Source organism: Yoonia sp. (assembly GCF_046498525.1).
Lineage (GTDB): Bacteria > Pseudomonadota > Alphaproteobacteria > Rhodobacterales > Rhodobacteraceae > Yoonia.
The window spans coordinates 1-23,213 of record NZ_JAWOAN010000196.1; the positions used below are offsets into that span (position 1 = coordinate 1).

The following is a 23,213-nucleotide window of genomic DNA, read 5'->3' on the forward strand; positions in this document are numbered from 1 at the left end:
CCCGAGTGGACGCATGAGCAGATGCCGTTGATGCCCAAGGGCCGCTACAAGTTGATGAATAACTACATGGAGAAAGTCGGCACCATGGGGACGGCGATGATGCGCCGGACCTGCACTGTGCAGGTGAACCTCGATTTCGGGTCCGAAGCCGACATGGTCCAGAAAATGCGCGTGGCCTTGGCCTTGCAGCCTGTTGCGGCAGCACTTTTTGCCAATTCGCCCTTCTTTGAAGGCAAGGTGAACGGGCATAAATCATGGCGCTCGCGTATCTGGCGTGATCTGGATGATGCGCGCACCGGAATGCTGCCCTTTGTGTTTGAAGAAGGTTTCGGGTTCGAGGCATGGGTCCAGTGGGTGCTGGATGTACCGATGTATTTTGTCTATCGCGATGGCAAATATATCGACGCGCTGGGCATGTCGTTTCGTGATTTCCTGAAAGGTGAACTGCCCGCGCTGCCCGGTGAAAAACCGCTTTTGTCGGACTGGGCGGACCACCTGACCACCGTGTTCCCCGAAGCGCGGGTCAAGCAGTTTATCGAAATGCGCGGCGCGGATGGTGGGCCTTGGCGGCGGTTGTGTGCCTTGCCTGCGTTCTGGACGGGGTTGATGTATGATCAGACTGCTCTCGACGCCGCATGGGACCTTTGCAAAGACTGGACTGCCGAACAGCGCGAAGCTTTGCGCGTCGCGGCATCGGTCGATGGTCTGCAAGCGCAGGTCGATGGCATCAATATGCATGATCTGGCACGTGAAACGGTGGCGATTTCGGAGGCTGGGTTGAAAGCACGCGCCATGCCGGGGGCAGGTGGACTGGTGCCCGATGAGACACATTTCCTGAATGCGCTCAAGGAATCCATCGAAAGCGGCAAGACGCCAGCCGACGAGTTGCTGGATCATTACTATGGTGACTGGAACGGTGACCTGAAGCGGATCTATGCAGAATATAGCTACTAGGCTGTGGTCTTGCTGCCGATCTTGGTTTCGGTCCCTTTTCGCAGGCGCTGGATGTTGCTCCAATGCCGGGCGTAGATCAGCAAACAAAGTGCTGCTGACAAGAGGAATATTTCGCCGGTTGAGATGAAACCGACGACCAGTGGAATCCACCCTGCCGTGACCAGTGCCGCCAGTGACGAATACCGCGAAACCGCTGCGACAAGAAGCCAGATCGCACAGGCGATCAAGCCGATCTGCCATGAAACTGCAAGCAGGATGCCGAAGTAGGTCGCGACCCCTTTGCCACCCTTGAAACGAAGCCAGACTGGGAAGCAATGGCCCAGAAAAGCCATCAGAGCGCCCAGTTGGGCGGCGTCTTCGGCGGCCAGTTGCCTTGCGCCCAGTACGATGATTGCGCCCTTGGCCGCATCGAAGATCAGCGTCAGGGCGGCGGCTTTCTTGTTGCCGGTCCGCAAGACATTGGTCGCCCCGATGTTGCCGGATCCGATATCGCGCAGATTGCCAAGGTTCATGACCCGTGCAAGGATCATGCCGCTGGGGACCGAACCGGCGAGATAGCCCAAGGCAGCCCAGAGCAACAGAACGGCAGACGCGCTTTCAAAATCCGGCATTACGGTTTCTCCCAGATGCGATTTCCGTCGACCCATGTGCCAAGGACGCGGCCCTGCAAACGTGCTCCATCGAAGGGTGTATTCTTTGATTTTGACAAGAGTCCGGCGCGGTCCAACTGGAACGGCGCGTCGGGGTCAAAGAGGATCAGATCGGCTGGTGCGCCTGCATGCAATCGTCCGGCGGTCAGGCCAAGCAGGTGCGCAGGGTTCAGCGACATGGCACGGAAGAGGCGCGGCAGGTCGATCATCTCGGAGTGGTAGAGGCGCAGGGCTGCAGGCAGCAGCGTTTCAAGGCCCACGGCGCCGCTTGCAGCTTCTTCAAATGGCAAGCGCTTGCTTTCTTCATCCTGTGGGGTGTGCATCGAACAAATGATGTCGATCAGTCCTTCGGCAACGGCCTGCACCACGGCGACGCGGTCTTCTTCGCTGCGCAATGGCGGCTTGAGTTTGAAGAATGTTCGGTAATCGGCCACGTCCAATTCGTTCAGCGTCAGGTGATGGATGCCGATCCCTGCGGTGATCCGCAGGCCGTTGCGCTTGGCGCGTTCCAGGGCAGGTAGCGCACGGGCGGTCGTGATCTGGTCTACGTGATAGCGCGCACCGGTCATTTCCAGCAGGCTGATGTCGCGGTCCAGTGCCATGCGTTCGGCCATCGGGCTCACACCGGGCAGACCGCGTAGGGACGCGAACTTGCCGGAAGTGACGGCGGCCCCCTCTGACAGCCCCGGTTCCTGCACATGCCCGATCACCAGAGCATCCAGAGATCGCGCATAGGTCAGCGCACGGCTGAACACCTTGGTGTTTGTGACGACCCGGTCGCAATCGGTGAAAGCCACGGCGCCTGCGTCCAGCAAAAACCCAATTTCGGTCATTTCGCGCCCGTCGCGCCCTTTGGTTAGGGCCGCCATGGGCAACACATGCACTGGCGCATCCTCTTGTGCCCGCCGTTCGACGAATTCCAGCGTTTCGGGTTTGTCGATGGTAGGCAGCGTATCGGGGCGGGTGACGATTGTGGTGACACCTCCAGCGGCCGCGGCGCGGCCTGCGGAGCGGAAGCTTTCCTTATGCCGCTCGCCGGGTTCGGAGACTTTGACGCCGATGTCGATAATGCCGGGGGCCAGACACATCCCGCCACAATCGACGACATTCGCGGACTTGGGCGGTGTAGCGCCTTCCTCGAACACTTCTTTGATCATCCCGGCTTCTATCAGGACGGCACCCGGCCCGTCGGTCAGGGCGACCGGATCGATCAAACGGGCGTTGGCAAAGAAGATGGCTGTCATTTGCAGGGTCCTAGACGCAGGGCTTCTGGGGCTTTTGGAGTGGAATACATGTCAGAGCAACCGTTCCGTCATCTAACCACCCACCCAGATCATCAGGCCCACAAGCGCGAACATCGCAAGCAGCGCATACATTGCGACCATGCCGCTCATCCGGGCGTTTGATTTGGGGGGCTTGGTCGATGTTGGCTCCAGTATACCTTTGGCGGCAGCGTCGGGTAACTTTTCGGACGGGACGATCCGCGCCGTAGGGCTAAAGGTGGTGACGTGGCGCAGACCATCTGCAAGGGTCAGCGTCGTCTTGATCCCGCCGGTCGCGCGCGACAGCACAAGGATGGCATGGCCGGTGATCGCATCGACAGCGGCCTTATCCACCGGATCGGGTGCCATGTCGTAGCCTGTGGCGATATAGCTGGACAAGGACATGCCGTTCAATTCCTTGATTGGGACGATATCGACGAAATCAGGGTTCAGGTCGGCCTCGAACAGGTACTCCAAGCCGCGCGGGGTCTTTTCGATCACGTCGGCAGGCAGGTCCGCATCAGTGGCGAAAACTCTGATCTGGCCATAATCATCAGCGGGAATTGTCAGTTTCATGGTACCGTTCCTTATACCATCACGGGCTTGCGTCCGGCCCGCAGGTTTTGCGCCAAAAGGTCCATCGCGGCCATCCGTACCGCGACACCCATTTCGACCTGCTCCTGAATGACCGAGCGGTTGATGTCGTCTGCGATGGTTCCGTCGATCTCGACCCCGCGGTTCATCGGACCGGGATGCATGACGATAGCGTCGGGCTTGGCATGGGCAAGCTTGGTCGCATCAAGGCCGTAGCGGTGGAAATACTCGCGCTCGGACGGGATGAAACCACCGTCCATCCGTTCCTTCTGCAGGCGAAGCATCATGACGACATCGACGTCCTTGAGGCCCTCTTCCATATTCTCGAACACCTCGACCCCGAAATCGGCCACGCCTGACGGCATCAGTGTCGGTGGCGCAATCAACCGGATGCGGTTCTCCATCTTGCCCAAAAGCATGATATTGGATCGCGCCACGCGGCTGTGCGCGATATCGCCGCAGATTGCAATGGACAGACGATGCAAACGTCCCTTGGCCCGGCGGATCGTCAGCGCATCAAGCAGCGCCTGTGTGGGATGTTCGTGCTTGCCGTCGCCAGCGTTCAGCACGGCACAGTTGACCTTCTGCGCCAAAAGATCGACCGCGCCTGAATGGGGATGCCGCACGACCAGCAGATCGGGGCGCATCGCATTCAGCGTGAGTGCCGTATCAATCAGCGTTTCGCCCTTTTTGATGGAAGACGCCTGCATCCCCATGTTCATCACATCCGCACCGAGCCGCATGCCCGCCAGCTCGAAACTGGCCAGCGTGCGGGTCGAATTTTCAAAGAACATATTGATCTGCGTCAGCCCCGCCAGCACATCACGGTGCGCGACCCCGCGCCGGTTGTGATCGGCGTAGCTGTCGGCAAGATCCAGCAATGTGGTGATTTCGGTGGGGCGCAGAGGTTCGATACCCAAAAGATGTTTGGCGCGGAATGTCATCGGACCCTCATATCAGCGGTTCGGGATCTTATAGGCGGGTGACGGGCCTGCATCAATGCCACAAGCACTGCACATCTCTGTCAATCCGGCATATCGTGAGGGCGATGGATTCGAGTGAGACATATTGGACCGACCGCGCTCTCTTGGAGTGGCAGGTTGAACTGGGGGCGACCGACGCTATTCTGGACGCACCGGTGGATCGCTATGCGCTGCAGTCGGCAAAGCCTGCACCGCAACCAACGACGCCTGAAAAGAGCGCAGTTCCAATATCTTCACCGCAGGTCGATGCTGCAGGCTTTGCCACAACGGCGGCTGAGACAGCGACCGATCTCAAGGCGCTGGCGGCCGCGATGCAGGCGTTCGAGCATTGCGAGTTGAAACGCGGCGCGCGTCATTTCGTGTTCAGCGATGGCAACCCGGATGCCCGCGTGATGATCATCGGCGAAGCGCCGGGCCGCGAAGAGGATCGTGCGGGGCGGCCTTTTGTGGGGCGGGCAGGCCAGCTTCTGGACCGGATGCTGGAGGCCATCGGGATGGGCCGCGCCGCAGATGATCCGGCACATAGTGTTTATATCACGAATGTTCTGCCTTGGCGTCCGCCGTCGAACCGCCCACCGGATGCGTCCGAGATCGCAATGATGCTGCCCTTTCTCGAGCGCCATATCGCTTTGGCTGATCCTGAAATCATCGTCTTGATGGGGAACACCCCGTGTCAGGCGCTTTTGGGTCGCACCGGCATTACGCGGATACGTGGCGGATGGGTCGAAGTCTTGGGCAAGCCTTGCCTGCCGATGTTCCACCCCGCATATTTGTTGCGCAACCCGATTGCCAAGCGCGAAGCCTGGGCGGATTTGCTCGCACTGAAAGCGCGGTTGCGCAGCTGATAAGGATAATTGATGAGCCGCATTGATGAAACCAAGGAATTCATGCCAGTCCGTATCGCTGTCCTGACAGTCAGCGATACACGGCAGTTGGCCGATGACAAATCGGGCCAAACGCTGGTGGATCGTATCGCTGCTGCTGGTCACACCCTTGCCGATCGCAAGATCATCGCTGACGAGCGCGATCAAATCGCAGCCCAGTTGCGCGCTTGGTGTGCCGATGATGCAGTTGATGTCGTCATTTCAACGGGTGGAACGGGCCTGACGGGGCGTGATGTGACGGTCGAGGCCCACCGCGACGTCTATGAAAAAGAGATGGATGCTTTTGGCACAATCTTTACCATCATCAGCATGCAAAAGATCGGCACCAGTGCGGTGCAAAGCCGTGCAACGGCCGGTGTCGCCCAAGGCACCTATCTTTTTGCATTGCCGGGATCACCGGGGGCGTGCAAGGACGCTTGGGATGAAATTTTGATCAAACAGCTCGATTATCGTCACCGTCCCTGCAATTTTGTGGAAATCATGCCGCGTCTGGACGAACACTTGCGACGGAAATAACGCCTTTGTGCGTATTACTGGAAAGCTTGCGGTATACGCCTAAGTCTTGAGGGCAAGCCAAGGATAAATGAATGCGGTTCTTACGTCGTAGCCTTACGGGTGTCTTCTTGCTGGCGGTCACGCTGGCCCTGATCGCTTGGGCAGGTGAAATGATCCGTGGCGCCGTGGTTGCCCGGATGAATGAAGAACCGCGCAGTTTTCCCCAGCGCGAACGCGTTCTGGCGGTGAATGTCACTACACTTGAACAGCAGACGATTGTCCCCGAACTGACTGTTTTCGGCGAATTGCGCAGTCAGCGTACGCTTGATTTGCGCAGCGCGACCGGTGGCACGGTTCTGGAAGCGAGCGATGCGCTGGTCGAAGGTGGAGCAGTCAAGCAAAGCCAGCTTTTGCTACGCATTGATCCTGTCGAGGCGCAGGCGGCATTGGACCGCGTGCGCGCTGACTTGCAGGATGCGCAGGCCGAGGTGCGCGATGCCGAACGCGCGCTGATCCTTGCCGAGGATGAACTGACGGCGGCCCGCGCGCAGGCCGGTTTGCGCGAACAGGCTTTGGCCCGCGCACGTGACCTCGCGGCGCGCGGCGTCGGTACTGCGGCTGCCGTCGAAACCGCAGAGTTGGCTGCGTCCTCCGCGCAGGCGGCGGTGTTGACCCGCAGGCAGGCTCTGGCCTCGGCGCAGGCGCGGATAGATCAGGCGACGACACGGCTGGTTCGTGCGCAGATCAGTGTAGCTGAAGAAGAACGCGCTGTGGCCGATACCGAAATTTATGCCGCCTTTGATGGGACGCTGGCCGATGTGACCATCAGCCCAGGTGGTCGTGTCACCGCCAATGAACGGTTTGCCCAACTGGTTGATCCGACACAGTTGGAGGTGTCCTTCCGTGTTTCGACGTCGCAATATGCGCGGTTACTGGATGAAACGGGGACGCTGACCAAAGCACCTGTCGTCGTCAATCTAGATGTGTCGGGTGTGAACCTGCGCGCCGAGGGACAGATCACGCGGGAAAGCGCGACTGTGGGTGCAGGGCAGACCGGACGCCTGCTTTTTGCGCAGCTTGCAACAGCGCCAGGCTTCCGGCCCGGTGATTTCGTGACCGTCCGCATCAACGAACCGGCCCTGAATGACGTGGCGTTGGTACCCGCCACTGCGGTCGGCCCCGATCAGACGGTTTTGGTTGTTGGTGAAGAGGATCGTCTGAGCTTGGCCGACGTGATCTTGCTGCGTCGTCAGGGTGATGATGTGATTATCGCGGTGGGTGACAATGCGGGTGCAACGATCGTCGCAGAGCGTTCGCCGATGCTGGGTGTCGGTATCAAGGTGCGTCCGATCCTGCCGGGTGGTGCCGAGGCCACGCCCGAACCAGAGATGATCACTCTGGATGACGCGCGACGCGCCAAATTGATCGCCTTTGTCAGCGAAGGACGTATGCCGGACGATGTGAAGGCGCGCATCATCGGACAGTTGGAAGAAGATGAAGTATCCTCTGAGACCGTGATCCGCCTCGAAGCCCGGATGGGTAGCTGATGGTCACTGGTGGCGAAAAGTTGAACGCAGGCGCAGGCGGGATTCTGTCCTACTTTACCCGCCATAGGACGGCTGCGAACCTGCTGCTGGTGCTGATGCTGACCGCGGGTCTTTTTGCCTTTCCCAACATGCGGGCGCAGTTTTTTCCTGATGTGGTCGTTGACGATCTGACCGTTTCAGTGACGTGGCAGGGTGCTGGCGCCGAAGATGTGGACGAAGCCATTGTTCAGGTTCTGGAACCTGTGCTTTTGGGGGTCGAGGGGGTCACGTCCTCGTCGTCCACGTCACGCGAGGGGCGTGCGTCCATCCGGATCGAGTTTGACCCCGGTTACGATATCGACCGCGCTGCTGAAGATGTGCAACTGGCGGTCGATAGCACCTCAAGCCTGCCTGAGGATGCAGACGAACCATCCGTCCGGCGCGGTGGTTGGTCTGATCGTGTGACAGATGTGGTGATCACCGGACCTGTCGGCGTGGATCAACTGGGTCGCTTTGCGGATGAATTTTCGACAAGGTTGTTTGCCCAAGGTGTCACGCAGGTGATCGTGCAAGGCGTTGCGGCCCCGTCCACGATCGTGGAAGTGCCTTCGCTGTCGCTGATCCAGCACGACATCGGATTGTCCGAAATTTCACAGCGGATTGCGGAAGAGGCGGCTGCTGACCCTGCAGGCGATGTGTCCGCCAATGCGCGTGTGCGTACGGGTGTAGCAAAGCGGAGCGCCAAGGAGATTGGCGCGATTGTTCTGCGCTCGAACCCGGATGGATCGCAGTTGATGATTTCGGATGTGGCGACCGTGCGTGTGGAAGGTGCGGATCGGGAACGGGCCTATTTCGTGGGCGAAAACCCCGCGATCAAGGTACGGGTCCAGCGCTCTGCCCAAGGCGATGCGATCGGTATGCAGAAAACGGTAGAGGAGGTCGCGCAGGAACTGACCGCTTCGCTGCCCAGTGGCGTGTCGATTGAGCTGACGAATGGTCGGGCAGAACTGATTGAAGGACGTTTGAATATCCTGCTCGACAACGGTTTGACCGGACTGCTGCTGGTGGTCGGCCTGCTGTTTTTGTTCCTGAACGTGCGCACGGCGTTCTGGGTTGCCTTTGGGATTCCGGTGGCGATGCTGGCGGCGATTGCACTGATGTATGCGGTTGGCATCACGATCAACATGATATCACTTTTTGCGCTGATCATCACTTTGGGGATCGTGGTGGATGATGCGATTGTCGTGGGCGAACATGCCGATTTCAGGGTCAGGCACTTGGGCGAAGACCCGACCGTTGCAGCCGAACGCGCGGCCAAGCGGATGTTCAGCCCGGTGTTTTCTGCCACGATCACCACGATCATCGCGTTTCTTGGTCTGGTCATTATCGGCGGGCGCTTTGGCGATCTGATCTCGGATATTCCGTTTACGGTGATCGTGGTGCTTACCGCCAGTCTGGTCGAGTGTTTCTTGATACTGCCCAACCACTTGTCCCATGCCATCGCCCATTCAGCGAAAGAGCATTGGTATGACTGGCCATCGCGCACCGTGAACCGGGGCTTTGACTGGTTTAAAGAGACGCTTTTCCGCCCGTTCATGGGGTTTGTGGTGCAGGCGCGCTATCCGGTGTTTGCAGTGGCATTGGTGTTGCTGGCCAGCCAGATCACGCTGGTTATCAGGGGCGATGTGAGTTGGCGTTTCTTCAACGCGCCTGAACAAAGCCAGGTGACCGGCAATTTCGCCATGCTACCCGGCGCCACCCGCGAAGACACATTCGAGATGATGCGCGAGATGCAGCGCGCGGCAGAGGCGCTGGGTGCGGAATATGAGGCTGAGCATGGGGCCAATCCGCTGAAATTCGTGGTCGCCGAGATCGGTGGAAATTCGGGGCGCGCAATAGCAGGCTCCGACACCAAGGATGCCGATCAGCTCGGCGCGATCACGGTTGAACTGATTGATGCGGACAGCCGCCCCTACACCAGCTTTGCCTTTGTGAGTGCCTTGCAGGATTCGATTGTACAGCACCCGATGGCCGAAACGGTTAGTTTCCGCAGTTGGGGTTCCGGACCCGGTGGTGACAGTCTTGATATCCAGATGTTCGGCGCGAACAGCGACACGCTGAAGGTGGCGGCTGAAGCGCTCAAGACCGAACTGGCACAATTTGCCGAGATTTCGGGGCTGGAAGATAGTCTGGCCTATGACAAGGAAGAGCTGATCCTTGAGTTGACCCCGCAAGGCGACGCGCTGGGCCTGAGCATTGACGGGCTGGGGCGCGTGCTGCGCAACCGTCTGGGCGGCATCGAGGCCGCAAGCTTCCCCGATGGGGCGCGGTCTGCGACGATCCGTGTGGAACTGCCGTCAGGCGAATTGTCTGCCGACTTTCTGGATCGCACGCAGATCCGCACGCCCGAGGGGGTCTACGTGCCTTTGGCCGATGTCGTGACAGTGCAGAGCCGCACAGGTTTTTCGACGGTGCGCCGCGAAAATGGAATTCAACTGATCTCGGTCATCGGTGATCTGGATGACGAGGATGCAGCGCGCGCCACTGAAATTCAGCAGATCATCAACGATGATATTCTGCCGCGGGTCGAAAGCGATTTTGGCATTGAAACGCAGCTTTCGGGGCAGAGCGAGCAGGAACAGCGGTTCCTGAATGATGCACGCACAGGGCTGATCCTTGTATTGCTGGGGATTTACCTGACCCTGTCGTGGATTTTCAGTAGCTGGACACGGCCTGTCGTGGTGATGTCGATCATTCCGTTCGCGCTTGTCGGGACGATCTATGGGCATCACGTCTGGGGTATTCCGATGAGCATGTTCACGGTTGTGGGCCTGATCGGGATGGTGGGCATCATTATCAATGACAGTATCGTGCTGGTCACCACGGTAGATGAATATGCTCAGGACCGTGGGCTTGTTCCGGCCATCATTGATGGCGCGGTCGATCGTTTGCGTCCGGTGATGCTGACGACATTGACGACCGTGCTGGGCCTGACGCCGCTGCTATATGAAGGATCCAATCAGGCCGAGTTCCTGAAGCCGACGGTCGTCACACTGGTCTTCGGTCTGGCCTTCGGCATGGTGCTGGTCCTTTTGGTGGTGCCGTCCGTCATGGCGATGCAGGCGGATGTGTACCGGCAGGTGCAATCGGCCAAGCGGGCCTTGCGCGGGCGCAGGATCGTGATGTTCGTGCCGGCGGCTTTGGGCGCGCTGGGTGCTTTGGTTCTCTTTGCACTTACGGTCGCCCCGATCCTGCTGACTGGCATGCCATTGCCAGCTATTGCGGCTGCACTGCCGGTGCTGGATGGCGGGATGGTTGCGGCCTTTGGGGTGTTCGTCGCAGGGCTTATGGCGCTGCTTCTGGGCATCTACATAATCGCGCTGCTGGGGCAATGGTCGCGGCGCGCACGTGGTTAATCTGCGCTGCACCCTTGTAGATCAATCGCATAACCGTTGTTGGTAAGCACTGTCAGGCGTACGCCTGAGCGATCAAAGGCAAAAGGCTGCCCACTGGGATGCACCATCTCGACGGTAGCGCTGAGAGTTCCACCTGTCCGGCGCACATCGGCTTGAGACACCCAGACGCTTGGATCGCTGGGTTCGACGATGACAAACTCCGATGTGCCGGATTGCGGCACCTCGATCCGCGTCGTCAGGCGGAGCCCGTCGCTGATCGGCGCGATGCTGCAGGTGACGTCACCAACATGCGCCTCTGCCCGCGTGAGAGGGCTATCGGCCAAGGCTGCGGTGATGGTTGTATCACGTGATCCCTCCTGCGGTAGCACGGTATCGAATGAAAAGGTGACCGGAATACACACTTCCTCGCAAACACCAATCGTGAGTGCGCCGGAAACGGGAATATCACCCGCGACATCATTTGTATCGACCGTGAGCGGGAAGATCGCGCTGTTATAATAGCCGATCGACCATAAGCCTGCGTCATCAAAGACCTCTGGTACGGGCCAATGGGGCGTGATGCTTGAAATGGCGCTCTCGCTTGAGAAGCTGAATTGCGGCGGTATGCCTGCTTCGCCGGGCGCGCGCCAATAGGTGATCCAGCCGGGGGCGAGGGTAATCTTGAACGCCGCGATGTGATCGCCCGTCTCGGTGCGCCAGCCCGGCAGAAAATCGAAACTGACCATGTCGCGATAGTCCTGAGCGACTACGAAGGTCGGCAAAGCCATCAGGGCGAGGGGGATCAGCATGTTCTTGCGCATTATTTCTTACTTATTCATTCGGCCTGCAATGGGAAGTCACGTTTGCGACAGGCTTTGCAACGATGGCGCTTGCGTCACAGGCCACTGTTTCCCATCTTAAGAAAATGAATGTTTCAGATTCGACCCTTGTTGGGAAGCTCTTGATCGCGATGCCTGACATGTCCGATCCACGCTTTGCCAATACAGTGATCTACATGTGCGCCCATTCTGACGAGGGCGGCATGGGGCTGATTGTGAACAAGCCGCAACCGGACGTAAAGTTTGCCAAGCTGCTCGAGCAGATGGATATCCCGGCAACTTTGGCCTTGCGTGACGTGCCTGTGCATTATGGCGGCCCGGTGGACCAGCAGCGTGGTTTTGTGCTGCATTCCAACGATTATGCCTCTGACAATGGCACGCTGGATGTGGATGAACATTATCGCATGACTGCGACCGTGCAGGTGCTTGAGGATCTGGCCAGCGGCGAAGGCCCGGATGTCTCCATAATGGCGCTGGGTTATGCTGGCTGGGGGCCGGGGCAACTGGAATATGAGATTGGCCAGAACGGTTGGCTGACCTGCGCACCCAACGACGCGATTTTGTTCGGGGGTGATAACGAAGGCAAATGGGCCGCAGCGCTGAAATTGCTGGGGATCGATCCGTTGGTATTGTCCGCGACGGCGGGGCGCGCATGACGTGACCTTCGCCGTCGGTCCGGCTAGCTTGCGGGGCCGGTCAGGGTGCGTATGATCGCCATTGCGTTCTCTCCGGACCAGTCTGCATCGCCTTGCATGCGGGCGATTTCATGGCCTTGTGGATCAAGAATGACGGTGACGGGCAATCCCAAAACGCCCATACCCCGCGCGAGGCTTTGGCGCGGATCAGTGTGCAGTGGCAGGTTGTCGACCCCGATTTCATCAAAGAACCGCTGCATGCCGGGCAGCGGGTTGCGGCCCGTCGCAATGGTCACGACCTCCATCTGGTCACCACCCATCTCGTCTTGCAAGGCAGACAGCAGTGGCATTTCATGTCGGCAGGGTGCGCACCATGTCGCCCAGAAGTTCAGAACGATGTGTTTGCCCTGAAAATCAGCCAGTGTCATTTCCTGCCCGTCTTCGCTCGTGAAGGCCACATCAGAGCTGGCCATTGGCGTGCTGTGGAAGATCAGCTTGCGCATATCGCCTTCCCGCATCGCTTTGGCGGCAGCGACATCGGCGTGGCCGGTATTTGCAAGACCCAAGATGGCCGTATAAAGCAGAACTGATATTAACTTTCGCACGGGTGCATTCCTTTATGACCAAATCCGCAAACACAATGTGGGGCGGACGTTTCGCCGCCGGACCAGACGCGATCATGGAGGCGATCAATGCCTCGATCGGGTATGACCGCCGTCTTGCGCCGCAGGACATCGCAGGTTCACGTGCCCATGCCGCCATGTTGGCTGCTGCGGGCATCATTACGGATAACGATGCCGAGGCGATCCGTGAAGGCCTGCTCACTGTATTGTCAGAGATTGAAACGGGTGAATTTCCGTTTTCGACCGCGCTGGAAGACATTCATATGAATGTCGAGTCGCGGTTGCGGGATTTGATCGGGGAACCGGCGGGCCGTTTGCACACGGCGCGGTCGCGGAACGATCAGGTGGCTGTGGATTTCCGGCTTTGGGTGCGGGACCAGTGCGATCAGGCAGATGAGGCGCTTGCGGCGCTTTGCCAAGCGCTGCTTGGGCAGGCCGAGGCCGGTGCAGATTGGGTGATGCCCGGGTTTACCCATCTGCAGACAGCACAACCCGTCACATGGGGGCATCATATGCTGGCCTACGTCGAGATGTTCTCGCGCGACAGATCGCGCTTTGCCGACGCGCGTCGCCGGATGAATACCTCGCCATTGGGCGCTGCTGCTTTGGCGGGCACGTCATTTCCGATTGACCGGCAGATGACGGCAGAGGCGTTGGGCTTTGACTGCCCGATGTCCAATTCGCTGGATGCGGTTGCGGACCGCGACTTTGCACTGGAGTTTCTGGCATCCGCCAGCATTTGCGCGATGCACCTGAGCCGTCTAGCCGAAGAGTTGGTGATCTGGTCCTCGGCGCAGTTCCGTTTTGTGAAGATGTCGGACAAATGGTCGACGGGATCATCGATCATGCCGCAAAAGCGTAATCCGGACGCCGCCGAACTGATCCGCGCCAAGATCGGCCGGATTTTCGGAGCGAATGTGGCGCTGATGACCGTGATGAAGGGCCTTCCGCTGACGTATTCCAAGGACATGCAGGAAGACAAGGAACAGACATTCGATGCCGCAGACAATCTGATGCTGGCACTGGCGGCGATGGCAGGGATGGTCGCGGATATGACTGCACAGCGCGAGAACCTCAAGGCCGCAGCCTCTAGTGGATTTTCGACAGCGACCGATCTGGCCGATTGGCTGGTGCGCGAACTTGGGCTACCGTTCCGTGAGGCGCATCATGTGACTGGCTCGCTTGTGGCGATGGCGGAAGGTAAGGCGTGTGATTTGCCGGACCTGACGCTGGAGGACATGAAATCTGTTCACGAAGGCATCCGTGCGGATGTATTCGATGTGCTTGGGGTTGAAAATTCGGTCGCGTCGCGCACCAGTTTTGGCGGGACGGCGCCTTCACAGGTCCGCGCACAGGTGGCGCATTGGAAAGAGGTTTTGAAATGAAACGTATTGCAATGGTCTTCACTTTGGCCGGACTTGCCGGATGTGGCGCGGATGGCGCGCCATTTATGCCTCGCGCGAATGTCGGGCCGAGTGGCGGCACAAGTGAGGTCAGCACTGGTGCCAGCGTCGGTGCGTCGAACGGCACGGTCTCGGTCGGGGTCGGCATCTGATGCGCAATGTGTTTCTAGCCCTTGCTATCTGGGGCGCAATCCATCCGATGTATTACTTCATCACGTGGTTTCAGGCCGAGGGCTGGAGCATCATGGCGATGGTCGATGCCTGGCATGTCAATGCGGCGACCAGCGGACTGGTCTGGGATCTGACCATTGCGGCTGTCACCCTGACGATCTGGATTTTGGTTGAGGCATTTCAGAGAAAGGACTGGCTGAGCCTGATCGCGATTCCCGCTACCTTTTGTATTGGGGTAAGCTGTGGACTGCCGCTTTATCTCTATCTTCGGAGCCGTGTCATCTATCGCCCCGACAGGCGTAAACCGCGCGTATAAGTCCCGCAAATCAGGGTTGGTCTTTGCCTGTGATCTGCTATGTCCAAAACTGGTTTTGGACAAGGATCACCGGCTTGGATCATTTTCTTTATCGTGAAGGCGCGCTTTTTGCCGAGGACGTTCCTGTGGCTGAAATTGCGGCTGCCGTCGGCACCCCTTTCTACGTCTATTCGACCGCTACACTGAAACGTCACTTCACCTTGTTTGACGAGGCGTTGCGCTGGGGCGAACATCTTGTTTGCTTTGCGATGAAATCGCTGTCCAATCAGGCTGTGATCAAACTTTTGGGTGACGCTGGTGCCGGGATGGACGTGGTCTCGGCCGGCGAATACCTGCGCGCAAAGGCGGCGGGTGTGCCCGGTAACCGCATCGTATTCTCTGGTGTGGGCAAGACCGCCGATGAAATGCGCCTCGCCATCGAGGGCGGTATCCGCCAGTTCAATGTCGAGAGCGAGCCGGAGATGATGGTGTTGGATCAAGTGGCGCAGTCGCTTGGTGCCGTCGTCCCGATTACCATCCGCGTCAACCCCGATGTAGACGCGAAGACCCACGCCAAGATTGCAACGGGGAAGTCCGAAAACAAGTTCGGTATTCCGATCAGCCGTGCGCGCGAGGTCTATGCGTTGGCAGCCACTTTGCCGGGTTTGAAGGTCGTCGGGATTGATGTGCATATCGGGTCGCAACTGACCGAACTGGCACCGTTCGAAGCCGCCTATCAGAAGGTGGCCGAGTTGACCGCGCAGTTGCGTGCTGACGGGCACGAGATCAAGCGCCTCGATCTGGGCGGTGGTTTGGGCATTCCCTATGCGCGGTCGAACGAAGCACCGCCTTTACCCATGGATTATGGTGCGCTCATTCAGCGCACTGTCGGGCACTTGGGCTGCGAGATCGAGATTGAACCAGGACGCCTAATTTCGGGCAATGCCGGCCTGATGGTTTCAAAGGTGATCTACGTCAAATCTGGCGAGGACCGTGAGTTTCTGATTCTGGACGGAGCGATGAATGATCTGATCCGTCCGGCGATGTACGATGCATGGCATGATATCGTGCCTGTGATCGAGCCTGCGCCGGGTGCCGCACCCGCCAAATACGATATCGTTGGGCCAGTCTGCGAAAGCGGCGACACTTTTGCCAAGGGCCGTGAAATGCCAAGGGTGAAGCCCGATGATCTGGTGGCGTTCCGCTCTGCGGGGGCTTATGGCGCGGTGATGGCGTCGGAATATAATTCGCGCCCGCTGATCCCAGAAGTGCTGGTCGATGGCGATCAATTTGCAGTTATCCGCGCACGCCCTACCTATGAAGAAATCATTGCGCGCGATACGGTACCGGCGTGGCTAGAATGACCTAGCAACTGCCACCGCGCGCCGCAGACCAAGGGAGAGGCCCGCTGACAGATCAGCAAGACCCGATGCGCCATTTGCGCTTTCCTGTTGCTGCCACCCGTGCGGGTATGGTGGCAGAACAGGTTGTGCGCGCGTTCTGGCCGTTCTGGACTGTCGTCTTCCTGATCCTTGCCCCGCTGATGATGGGATGGCAAGATCTGGCCCCGCTTGAGCTGTTTTGGGGCGGGGCGGTTGTTTCCGTCATGGCGTTTCTTGCGACATTGGTTTGGGGCATCCGCCGCTTTCGGATGCCAAGCACCGTCGAGGCGCTCGCGCGTGTCGATGCGGCGATGCCGGGACGCCCGATTGCGGCTATTGCCGATACACAAGCCATTGGCAGTGGCGACGCCGCCTCGGAAGCTGTCTGGCGGGCACACATGGCGCGGATGGCGGAACGCACCAAAGCAGCGCGCGCGGTCGAACCTGATCTGCGGGTGTCGGATCGCGATCCCTACGGCTTGCGCTTTGTTGCACTGCTGTTCTTCGTCGCAGCCTTGATGTTCGGTTCCTTGTTCCGGGTGTCGTCCGTTGGCGAGATTGTGACCGGAAGCGAACAAACACTCGCAACCGGCCCTGTTTGGGAAGGTTGGGTGGAGCCACCCGCCTATACCGGAAAGCCGTCGATTTATCTTAATGACGTTCCAGCCGGTCCTTTGCGCGTGCCGGAAGGCAGCCAAGTGACATTGCGCCTCTATGGAGAAGTCGGCGCACTCACGGTTGCCGAGACGGTTTCGGAGCGTGTGGGTGAGGTCGGCGCAGCTTCGGAAGCCCAGCAGCAGTTCCAAATCACGCAATCGGGAAGGCTCACGATCAGCGGCGGGACCGAGACCACATGGGAGATATCCGCCATTCAGGACGCGGCCCCCGGCGTTGTCCTGACAGGCCCGATTGAATCTGACGCAATGGGAGAAATGTCGCAACCATTTTCGGCCTTTGATGACTACGGCGTTGAATTTGGCACCGCGACAATCACGCTTGATCTGGCAGAGGTGGATCGCCGCCATGGCCTGATGATCGACCCTGATCCGATTGACCCGCTCGTGCTGGATTTGCCGATGCCTTTCACAGGGGATCGTTCGGATTTTAACGAATTCCTGATTGATAACCTCAGCAAGCATCCGTTGGCGAATATGCCCGTTACCCTCCAGATGGAGGTGGCCGATGCCGCGGAACAGACCGGCACGACACTGGCAGAGCCGATGATCTTGCCGGGGCGCCGCTTTTTCCAGCCCTTCGCAAGGGCGGTGATCGAGCAACGGCGCGATCTGATGTGGTCCAAAGCGAACGCCGGGCGTGTGAACCAGATTTTGCGGGCGGTGTCGCACCGGCCAGATGGGCTTTTTTCGAATGAAACCACCTATCTGCGCCTGCGTACGATCATTCGCCGCCTTGACGGTGTTGCAGATGCCGGCCTGACCGATGAGGTGCAGGCCGAAATCGTCGAGGCGCTTTGGGAGTTGGCCATCCAGCTTGAGGATGGCCGCTTGGCTGATGCACGCGAACGTTTACGCCGCGCGCAGGAACGGTTGGCCGAGGCGATGCGCAACGGCGCGTCCGACGAGGAAATCGCCGAATTGATGCAGGAATTGCGTGAAGCGACGAACGACTATCTGCGCATGCTGGCCGAAGAAGCCGAACCCAATGACGGCACTGATCAGGCAGATAGTGGCCAGCAAGGCCAGCAAATGGGCATGGACGAATTGCAAGCCCTGATGGATCGCATCGAAGAGTTGATGCAGGAAGGCCGGATGGCCGAGGCACAGGAGCTGATGGAACAGCTCAACCGGATGATGGAAAACATGCGCGTCACCCAAGGCGAAGGCGGCGACGGCCCGCCGTCACCGGGTGAACAATCCATGCAGGATCTTGCCGATACACTAAGGGAACAAGAAGACCTATCAGATGATAGCTTTAGTGACCTGCAAGACCGGTTCAACCCGGGTGAACAGGGACAGCAAGGGCAACAACCCGGTCAGCAGGGCCAGCAGGGACAAGAACCCGGCCAGCAACAGGGTCAGCAAGGCAAGGACGGCAGCGACCCCAGTCAAGGTGGCCAACAAGGACAAGGGCAAGGCGTTGGTGAAGATAGCCAGAGCGGTGAAGAGCGTGGCGACGGTGCCGGTGGCGAGGGTGATCAGCGCAGCCTGGCCGAACGTCAGCAGGCCTTGCGCGAGGAATTGCAGCGCCAGCGTGACGGGTTACCCGATTTAGGGGGCGAGTCAGGTGAAACAGCCCGCCGTTCACTTGAGCGCGCCGAAGGTGCGATGGAAGGCGCCGAGGATGCACTTCGCGAAGGTGACATTGCCGAAGCGATCGACCGGCAAGCCGAGGCGATGGACGCCCTGCGCAACGGGATGCGCGAACTTGGACAGGCGATGGCGGACAACCAGAATGCGGAACCCGGCCAAGGATCCGAGCAAGGTGAGGCAAGCGGGAGCCCTGCCCCCGGACAGCGCGATCCGCTGGGCCGTGAAATGGGTAACACAGGACAATTGGGCACTGATCAGGAATTGCTCGGCAATGGTGATGTCAATCGTCGTGCAGAGGAATTGCTGGACGAAATTCGCCGCCGCTCGTCCGAACGGCAGCGCCCCGAGATCGAGCGAGACTATCTGCGTCGCTTGCTGGATCAGTTCTAGAATATGATAGATGCCGGAATTATTTGCTCAGCCGGATGTCAGCCTGCTGACCATCTCGCTGAGTGACACGCGCAACTGGTCAACCATCATGACGTATGAACCCATGACATCTGTGGTCTGGGGCAGATTTTCGGCGATCTGATCTGCGAAAGCATATGGCAGTAAAAGGATCGCGAAGATCGTCAGGACCATAAAGAAGCCACGGCGGAAACCCTTGCGCTGAACGGCTTCCTCTTTCTCGACTTCAGTCATTCCGGAGGTATCGTTCGCTTGGGCGCGTGCGCGCAGCGTGGCGTTGATTTCGTTGATCGAAGGTACTGTGCGCAGGTGCGCTTCATCCGCGCTCGCGTTTGCAGTGACGGTTTGCTTTGCTTGGGTGGCGGTTCGCGTTCCGCCTTCCTCGGCGGTCATTTTTGCAATGCGCTGGAGCGTTGCATCCACAGTCACCGGCGTCGGTGGTCGAGACGTTTCTGTCGGAGGCGGATTTGCGATTGCACTGGTGGGGGCGGCAGCGGCAGGTGCCGCGCTCAATGAGGCCTCTTCGCGCAGAATATTGGCGACCGCATCATCAAGGGGCCTGCGTTGCGGTTGCGGCGCGGGTTCCGGCTCGGGTTTGGCGGTGGCAGGCTCTGCCTCCTTCGGCTCGGTGGGGTCGGTCTCGGGGGCCTCTGCCACGTCTTCGGGTTCGGACGCCGCCGCGTCCTGCTGGGGTGATGTAGCGGCCTGTGGCACCTCGTTCTCGGGCATCACGGCTTCTTCGGTAGGCTCGGGATGTCTTGGCGTGATCAGTTTCGACGTGTCGCGCCCCGGAACAACCGGCTTCTCGGTCTGGAACCACGACAATTGGCAGTTGGAACACTGTACGTCACGGCCACCCGGAGGAATTGCTTCATCAGAGACTTCGTATTGCGCGTCGCAGTTGGGGCAAATCAGCCTCATGTCAATTATCCTTCTGCCCGGTGGTTCAGCTGGTTTATTGTTATCACCGCCATCAATTTATCAACGGATGTGCCAAACGCAAAGGTTTTGCGCAAGCGGCCCCTGCAGACATTGAAACCTGTTGCAGATTTGGGCAGAAGAGCGGTGTAGCGCAGGGGAACAGAAGTGATTGAACTTGATAACGTGTCTTACGGCTATGGGGACAACGCGCTTTTTTCCCAATTATATCTGACGCTTGCCCCTGGATCGTTTCATTTCCTGACGGGGCCTTCGGGGGCGGGCAAGACCACCTTGTTGCGGCTCTGCTATGCTGACTTGCGCGCCATGAAGGGCAAAGTGCGCATTTTCGGAGAGGATGCAGGGGCGCTTGACCGGGATGGTGTGGCGATGTCTCGCCGACGCATTGGCGTTGTGCATCAGGATTGTCAGTTTCTTGATCACCTGAGCATCGCCGAAAATATTGCGCTGCCGTTGACTGTTTCCGGCCGCGCCAGGGAGGCGGCGGGAAACCTGCAAGAACTGCTGAATTGGGTTGGTTTGGGGGCGCAGGCACACCAGTTGCCGCCAGAGTTGTCTGGCGGAGAACGCCAGCGCGCGGCCTTGGCGCGTGCGGTGATCGTTTCTCCTGACGTCATTATAGCCGATGAACCGACGGGCAATGTCGATTGGGAAATGTCGCAGCGTTTGCTGAGCTTGCTGATCGAGTTAAACAAGATGGGCAAGACAATCCTGATCGCGACCCATGATCTGGCGATGATCAGGGCCGCAAAATCTGATGTGAGCGCGCGGATATTGCGGCTCAAGGACGGGCAGCTTTTGCAGGCGGGGGCCGAACTATGAATGCGCTTCTTGATCTGGTTGTCGGTGATCCACAGGCCGACCGTGCTGTCCCCCAAACGGGAACGACCGCGCGTCTGACCGTGTTTGTTGCTGCAGTGATGGCGTTTCTGGCGGTCATCGCCTTGGCTGTTTCGTTGACAACAAATCGTGTCGCCAGCCTTTGGGCCGATGAACTGGCGCAGTCCGCGACATTGCGCCTGCCGGCTGATCCGGCCACGGCGGATGCGCTTCTGCTCTCGGCGCTTGATGTGTTGGAGACGACACCGGGGATCAGCACGGTACGGGCGCTGTCTCGGGATGAGCAGCAGGCCCTGCTGGAGCCTTGGTTCGGGCCGGATTTGCCCTTGGATGCATTGCCGATCCCTCAGTTGATCGAGATTGTCGCAGACCGGGATGAATTGGATGTCGATGGCTTGCGCGCGCGGCTGACAGCGCAGGTGCCAGGGGCCATTCTGGACGATCACACGGCATGGCGTGCGCCGCTGTTGGATGCGGCCAGCCGTGTCCGACTGATCGGCTGGACTGTGATCTTGCTGATCGGTGCAACTGTCGCCGCCATGATTACATTGGCGGCGCAGGCGTCGCTTGCGGCCAATGTGCGCGTGATCGGTGTTCTGCGTCTTGTCGGTGCCAAGGATGCCTATATTGCCCGCGCCTTTGTGCGTCGTTTTACTTTGCGCGCAGGTGGTGGCGCTGTGGCTGGAACGATCATCGGGGCTGTTGTCGTCTTGCTTATGCCGCAGGGCGATGCCTCGGGCGGCCTTTTGCTGGGTGTCGGCTTTGAGGGTGCAGAATGGGTCTGGCCCTTGATGATCCCCGTTTTGGCTGCGATTGTCGCCTTCTTCGCGACCCGCGCCGCAGCGTTTCGCAGGCTGAGGGAACAGACATGAGCACCGCAATTCAATGGTTTCGCTCGCTGATTTTCAATGTGCAGATGTATGTTGCGTTGCTGGTTGTCGGGATCATTTATACCCCCGCCGCGATCATTTCCGCCGATGGTGCCGTTGCCGGCTGTCACGCCTATTGCCGCTATATCCGGTGGAGTGCGCGCTGGATGATCGGGCTCAAGACCGAAATTCGCGGTGAGCCGCCGACTGATGAGGTCATGGTCGCGCCAAAGCACCAGTCCTTCTTTGATGTGCTGATGATCTATGGTGCACTGCCGCGCGGAAAGTTCATTTTCAAGTCGCTCCTGAAGTACGCGCCCATCATCGGGCAGTTCGGCCTGCGTATTGGCTGTATCCCTGTCGATCGTGGAAAGCGGGGACAGGCGATCAAACAGATGGTCGCTGATGTTAAAGCTGGGCGTGCACGGCCCGGACAGTTGATTATCTATCCGCAAGGCACACGGATCGCTCCGGGCGTGAAGGCCCCTTACAAAATTGGTACGGGTGCGCTTTATCGCGAACTGGGCCAGCCTGTTGTGCCGGTTGCCACCAATGTCGGTGTTTTCTGGCCCAAGCGCGGCGTGATGCGCAAACCGGGTACGGCAGTGTTCGAATTCCTGCCGCGCATCGAACCGGGTTTGCAAGTCAGTGAGTTCATGAAGCGGTTGGAGCATGATATCGAGGAAGCATCAGACCGACTGAACAAGGAAGCCGGTTTTGATGGATGATCATGTCTGGCACGGTGCCCGAGCCTGAAGCCACGATGAGCAGACTAGGCCGCAAGCCCCTTGGAGCCGAGCGCGAGGTATTTGTCGCGCCGGTCCGCGCGGAGCTTGTCACCGGACAGATCGCACAGTTCGTTCAGCATGCTCACCAGCGCTGAACCGACAGATTTGATCGCGGCATCCTGATCACGGTGTGCACCCCCCTCTGGTTCGGGGATGATCCTGTCACAGACACCTAGTTCGTGCAGGTCCTTCGATGTCAGGCGCAGCGCCTCGGCGGCTTCGCGCATCTTTTCAGCATCTTTCCAGAGGATTGAAGCACAGCCCTCGGGGCTGATCACAGAATAGATCGAATGGTCCAGCATCGCGACGCGGTTGGCTGATGCAAAAGCAACAGCCCCGCCCGAGCCGCCTTCGCCGATCACCACACTGATAAGCGGGACCTTCAGAGCAAGACATTTCTCGGTTGAGCGGGCGATCGCCTCTGACTGGCCGCGCTCTTCGGCGCCTTTACCGGGGTATGCGCCGGGTGTGTCCACCAAGGTGATCACCGGCAGGCCAAAACGGTTGGCCAGTTCCATCAGGCGGATTGCCTTGCGGTATCCTTCGGGACGGGCCATGCCAAAGTTATGTTCAATCCGCGATTTGGTGTCGTGGCCCTTTTCGTGACCGATCACCATCACCGGAATACCTTCGATGCGGGCGAGACCACCCATCACGGACAAGTCGTCGGCAAAATTACGGTCGCCGGCCAGCGGTGTGTATTCGGTGAACAACGCGTCGATATAGTCTTTGCAATGCGGGCGTTCAGGATGCCGCGCAACCTGACATTTTCGCCAAGGCGTCAAATCGGCGTAGAGTGATTTCAGAAGGTCTGCTGCCTTCTTGTCCAGCGCAGAGGCTTCTTTCGCGATGTCCATTTCGGGGTTTTCGCGGGCCATCGCGCGCAGTTCTTCGGCTTTGCCTTCAATCTCGGCGAGCGGTTTTTCAAAATCGAGGTATTGAGTCATCAATCGCGAACCCTTGTGCATTGCGTCTTGGTTATATGGCGTATGGGATGCGCAATAGCAA

The 23,213-nt window shown here is 59.0% G+C and carries 22 protein-coding genes; 14 read left to right on the forward strand and 8 right to left on the reverse strand.

All coding sequences use genetic code 11. The features are described 5' to 3' along the window. A partial coding sequence (locus R6T97_RS12225) for a glutamate--cysteine ligase (RefSeq protein WP_410349569.1) occupies positions 1-954 on the forward strand: 954 nt, incomplete at its 5' end. Here R6T97_RS12225 and plsY read toward each other — a convergent pair. The 4 genes from plsY to R6T97_RS12245 form a co-directional block, all read right to left on the reverse strand. After that, positions 951-1,565: a glycerol-3-phosphate 1-O-acyltransferase PlsY gene (gene plsY, locus R6T97_RS12230; protein ID WP_410349570.1), complete on the reverse strand. Its 615-nt coding sequence runs from the start codon at positions 1,563-1,565 to the stop codon at positions 951-953. The genes R6T97_RS12225 and plsY overlap by 4 nt on opposite strands. Next, positions 1,565-2,848, reverse strand: coding sequence for a dihydroorotase (gene pyrC / locus R6T97_RS12235; protein WP_410349571.1), 1,284 nt, complete (start codon positions 2,846-2,848; stop codon positions 1,565-1,567). Before pyrC ends, plsY begins: the two co-directional genes overlap by 1 nt. A gap of 72 nt (positions 2,849-2,920) precedes the next feature. Continuing rightward, the gene (locus R6T97_RS12240) at positions 2,921-3,442 is read right to left on the reverse strand and encodes a hypothetical protein (protein WP_410349572.1); all 522 of its coding nucleotides are present in this window, start codon (positions 3,440-3,442) and stop codon (positions 2,921-2,923) included. Positions 3,443-3,453: 11 nt separating this feature from the next. After that, complete coding sequence (locus R6T97_RS12245) at positions 3,454-4,404, reverse strand: aspartate carbamoyltransferase catalytic subunit (protein WP_410349573.1); 951 nt, start codon at positions 4,402-4,404, stop codon at positions 3,454-3,456. Between the two features lie 104 nt (positions 4,405-4,508). On the opposite strand from R6T97_RS12245, the gene R6T97_RS12250 reads away from it, so the two are divergent. The 4 genes from R6T97_RS12250 to R6T97_RS12265 all read left to right on the forward strand — a co-directional run bounded on the left by R6T97_RS12250 (position 4,509) and on the right by R6T97_RS12265 (position 10,764). Next, positions 4,509-5,288 carry a uracil-DNA glycosylase family protein gene (locus R6T97_RS12250; protein WP_410349574.1) on the forward strand — a complete coding sequence of 260 codons (780 nt, stop codon included), beginning with the start codon at positions 4,509-4,511 and terminating at the stop codon, positions 5,286-5,288. Positions 5,289-5,300: 12 nt separating this feature from the next. Further along, positions 5,301-5,843, forward strand: a complete 543-nt coding sequence (gene moaB, locus R6T97_RS12255) for a molybdenum cofactor biosynthesis protein B (protein ID WP_410349576.1) — start codon at positions 5,301-5,303, stop codon at positions 5,841-5,843. Positions 5,844-5,914: 71 nt separating this feature from the next. After that, entirely contained in the window at positions 5,915-7,369 is a 1,455-nt protein-coding gene (locus R6T97_RS12260) for an efflux RND transporter periplasmic adaptor subunit (protein ID WP_410349577.1), read from the forward strand. Continuing rightward, positions 7,369-10,764 carry an efflux RND transporter permease subunit gene (locus R6T97_RS12265; RefSeq protein ID WP_410349578.1) on the forward strand — a complete coding sequence of 1,132 codons (3,396 nt, stop codon included), beginning with the start codon at positions 7,369-7,371 and terminating at the stop codon, positions 10,762-10,764. Before R6T97_RS12260 ends, R6T97_RS12265 begins: the two co-directional genes overlap by 1 nt. Here R6T97_RS12265 and R6T97_RS12270 read toward each other — a convergent pair. Continuing rightward, positions 10,761-11,564 (reverse strand): protein-disulfide reductase DsbD domain-containing protein, encoded by an 804-nt coding sequence (locus tag R6T97_RS12270; protein WP_410349579.1) that lies wholly within the window; start codon positions 11,562-11,564, stop codon positions 10,761-10,763. The two genes, R6T97_RS12265 and R6T97_RS12270, sit on opposite strands and share 4 nt — an antisense overlap. A gap of 104 nt (positions 11,565-11,668) precedes the next feature. Between R6T97_RS12270 and R6T97_RS12275 the strand changes: the two genes are divergently transcribed. After that, entirely contained in the window at positions 11,669-12,238 is a 570-nt protein-coding gene (locus R6T97_RS12275; RefSeq protein WP_410349580.1) for a YqgE/AlgH family protein, read from the forward strand. A gap of 23 nt (positions 12,239-12,261) precedes the next feature. Here R6T97_RS12275 and R6T97_RS12280 read toward each other — a convergent pair whose 3' ends face one another. Then, positions 12,262-12,822, reverse strand: coding sequence for a TlpA disulfide reductase family protein (locus tag R6T97_RS12280; RefSeq protein ID WP_410349581.1), 561 nt, complete (start codon positions 12,820-12,822; stop codon positions 12,262-12,264). A 14-nt stretch (positions 12,823-12,836) separates the two neighbouring features. Here R6T97_RS12280 and argH point away from each other — a divergent pair, with 14 nt between their 5' ends. The 5 genes from argH (at position 12,837) to R6T97_RS12305 (ending at position 18,751) form a co-directional block, all read left to right on the forward strand. After that, positions 12,837-14,225: an argininosuccinate lyase gene (argH, locus tag R6T97_RS12285; RefSeq protein ID WP_410349582.1), complete on the forward strand. Its 1,389-nt coding sequence runs from the start codon at positions 12,837-12,839 to the stop codon at positions 14,223-14,225. Next, positions 14,222-14,395: a hypothetical protein gene (locus tag R6T97_RS12290; protein ID WP_410349583.1), complete on the forward strand. Its 174-nt coding sequence runs from the start codon at positions 14,222-14,224 to the stop codon at positions 14,393-14,395. The genes argH and R6T97_RS12290 overlap by 4 nt, the downstream gene beginning before the upstream one ends. Continuing rightward, complete coding sequence (locus tag R6T97_RS12295) at positions 14,395-14,730, forward strand: DUF2834 domain-containing protein (protein ID WP_410349584.1); 336 nt, start codon at positions 14,395-14,397, stop codon at positions 14,728-14,730. The genes R6T97_RS12290 and R6T97_RS12295 overlap by 1 nt, the downstream gene beginning before the upstream one ends. Positions 14,731-14,804: 74 nt before the next feature. After that, positions 14,805-16,073, forward strand: a complete 1,269-nt coding sequence (gene lysA, locus R6T97_RS12300) for a diaminopimelate decarboxylase (RefSeq protein ID WP_410349585.1) — start codon at positions 14,805-14,807, stop codon at positions 16,071-16,073. A gap of 65 nt (positions 16,074-16,138) precedes the next feature. Then, the gene (locus R6T97_RS12305) at positions 16,139-18,751 is read left to right on the forward strand and encodes a DUF4175 domain-containing protein (RefSeq protein WP_410349586.1); all 2,613 of its coding nucleotides are present in this window, start codon (positions 16,139-16,141) and stop codon (positions 18,749-18,751) included. A 27-nt stretch (positions 18,752-18,778) separates the two neighbouring features. Here R6T97_RS12305 and R6T97_RS12310 read toward each other — a convergent pair whose 3' ends face one another. Further along, entirely contained in the window at positions 18,779-19,690 is a 912-nt protein-coding gene (locus tag R6T97_RS12310; protein ID WP_410349587.1) for a zinc-ribbon domain-containing protein, read from the reverse strand. A 165-nt stretch (positions 19,691-19,855) separates the two neighbouring features. Between R6T97_RS12310 and R6T97_RS12315 the strand changes: the two genes are divergently transcribed. From R6T97_RS12315 to R6T97_RS12325, 3 genes are read left to right on the forward strand one after another with little or no spacing between them, the layout of a single operon-like run. Next, on the forward strand, positions 19,856-20,530 hold the full coding sequence (locus tag R6T97_RS12315) for a cell division ATP-binding protein FtsE (protein ID WP_410349588.1): 675 nt from the start codon (positions 19,856-19,858) through the stop codon (positions 20,528-20,530). Beyond that, positions 20,527-21,420 (forward strand): cell division protein FtsX, encoded by an 894-nt coding sequence (locus R6T97_RS12320; RefSeq protein WP_410349589.1) that lies wholly within the window; start codon positions 20,527-20,529, stop codon positions 21,418-21,420. Before R6T97_RS12315 ends, R6T97_RS12320 begins: the two co-directional genes overlap by 4 nt. Continuing rightward, positions 21,417-22,145, forward strand: coding sequence for a lysophospholipid acyltransferase family protein (locus tag R6T97_RS12325; RefSeq protein WP_410349590.1), 729 nt, complete (start codon positions 21,417-21,419; stop codon positions 22,143-22,145). The genes R6T97_RS12320 and R6T97_RS12325 overlap by 4 nt, the downstream gene beginning before the upstream one ends. 44 nt (positions 22,146-22,189) lie before the next feature. Here the strand turns inward: R6T97_RS12325 and R6T97_RS12330 are convergent, their stop codons facing one another. Beyond that, positions 22,190-23,152, reverse strand: coding sequence for an acetyl-CoA carboxylase carboxyltransferase subunit alpha (locus R6T97_RS12330; RefSeq protein WP_410349591.1), 963 nt, complete (start codon positions 23,150-23,152; stop codon positions 22,190-22,192). Between the last annotated feature and the right edge of the window lie 61 nt (positions 23,153-23,213).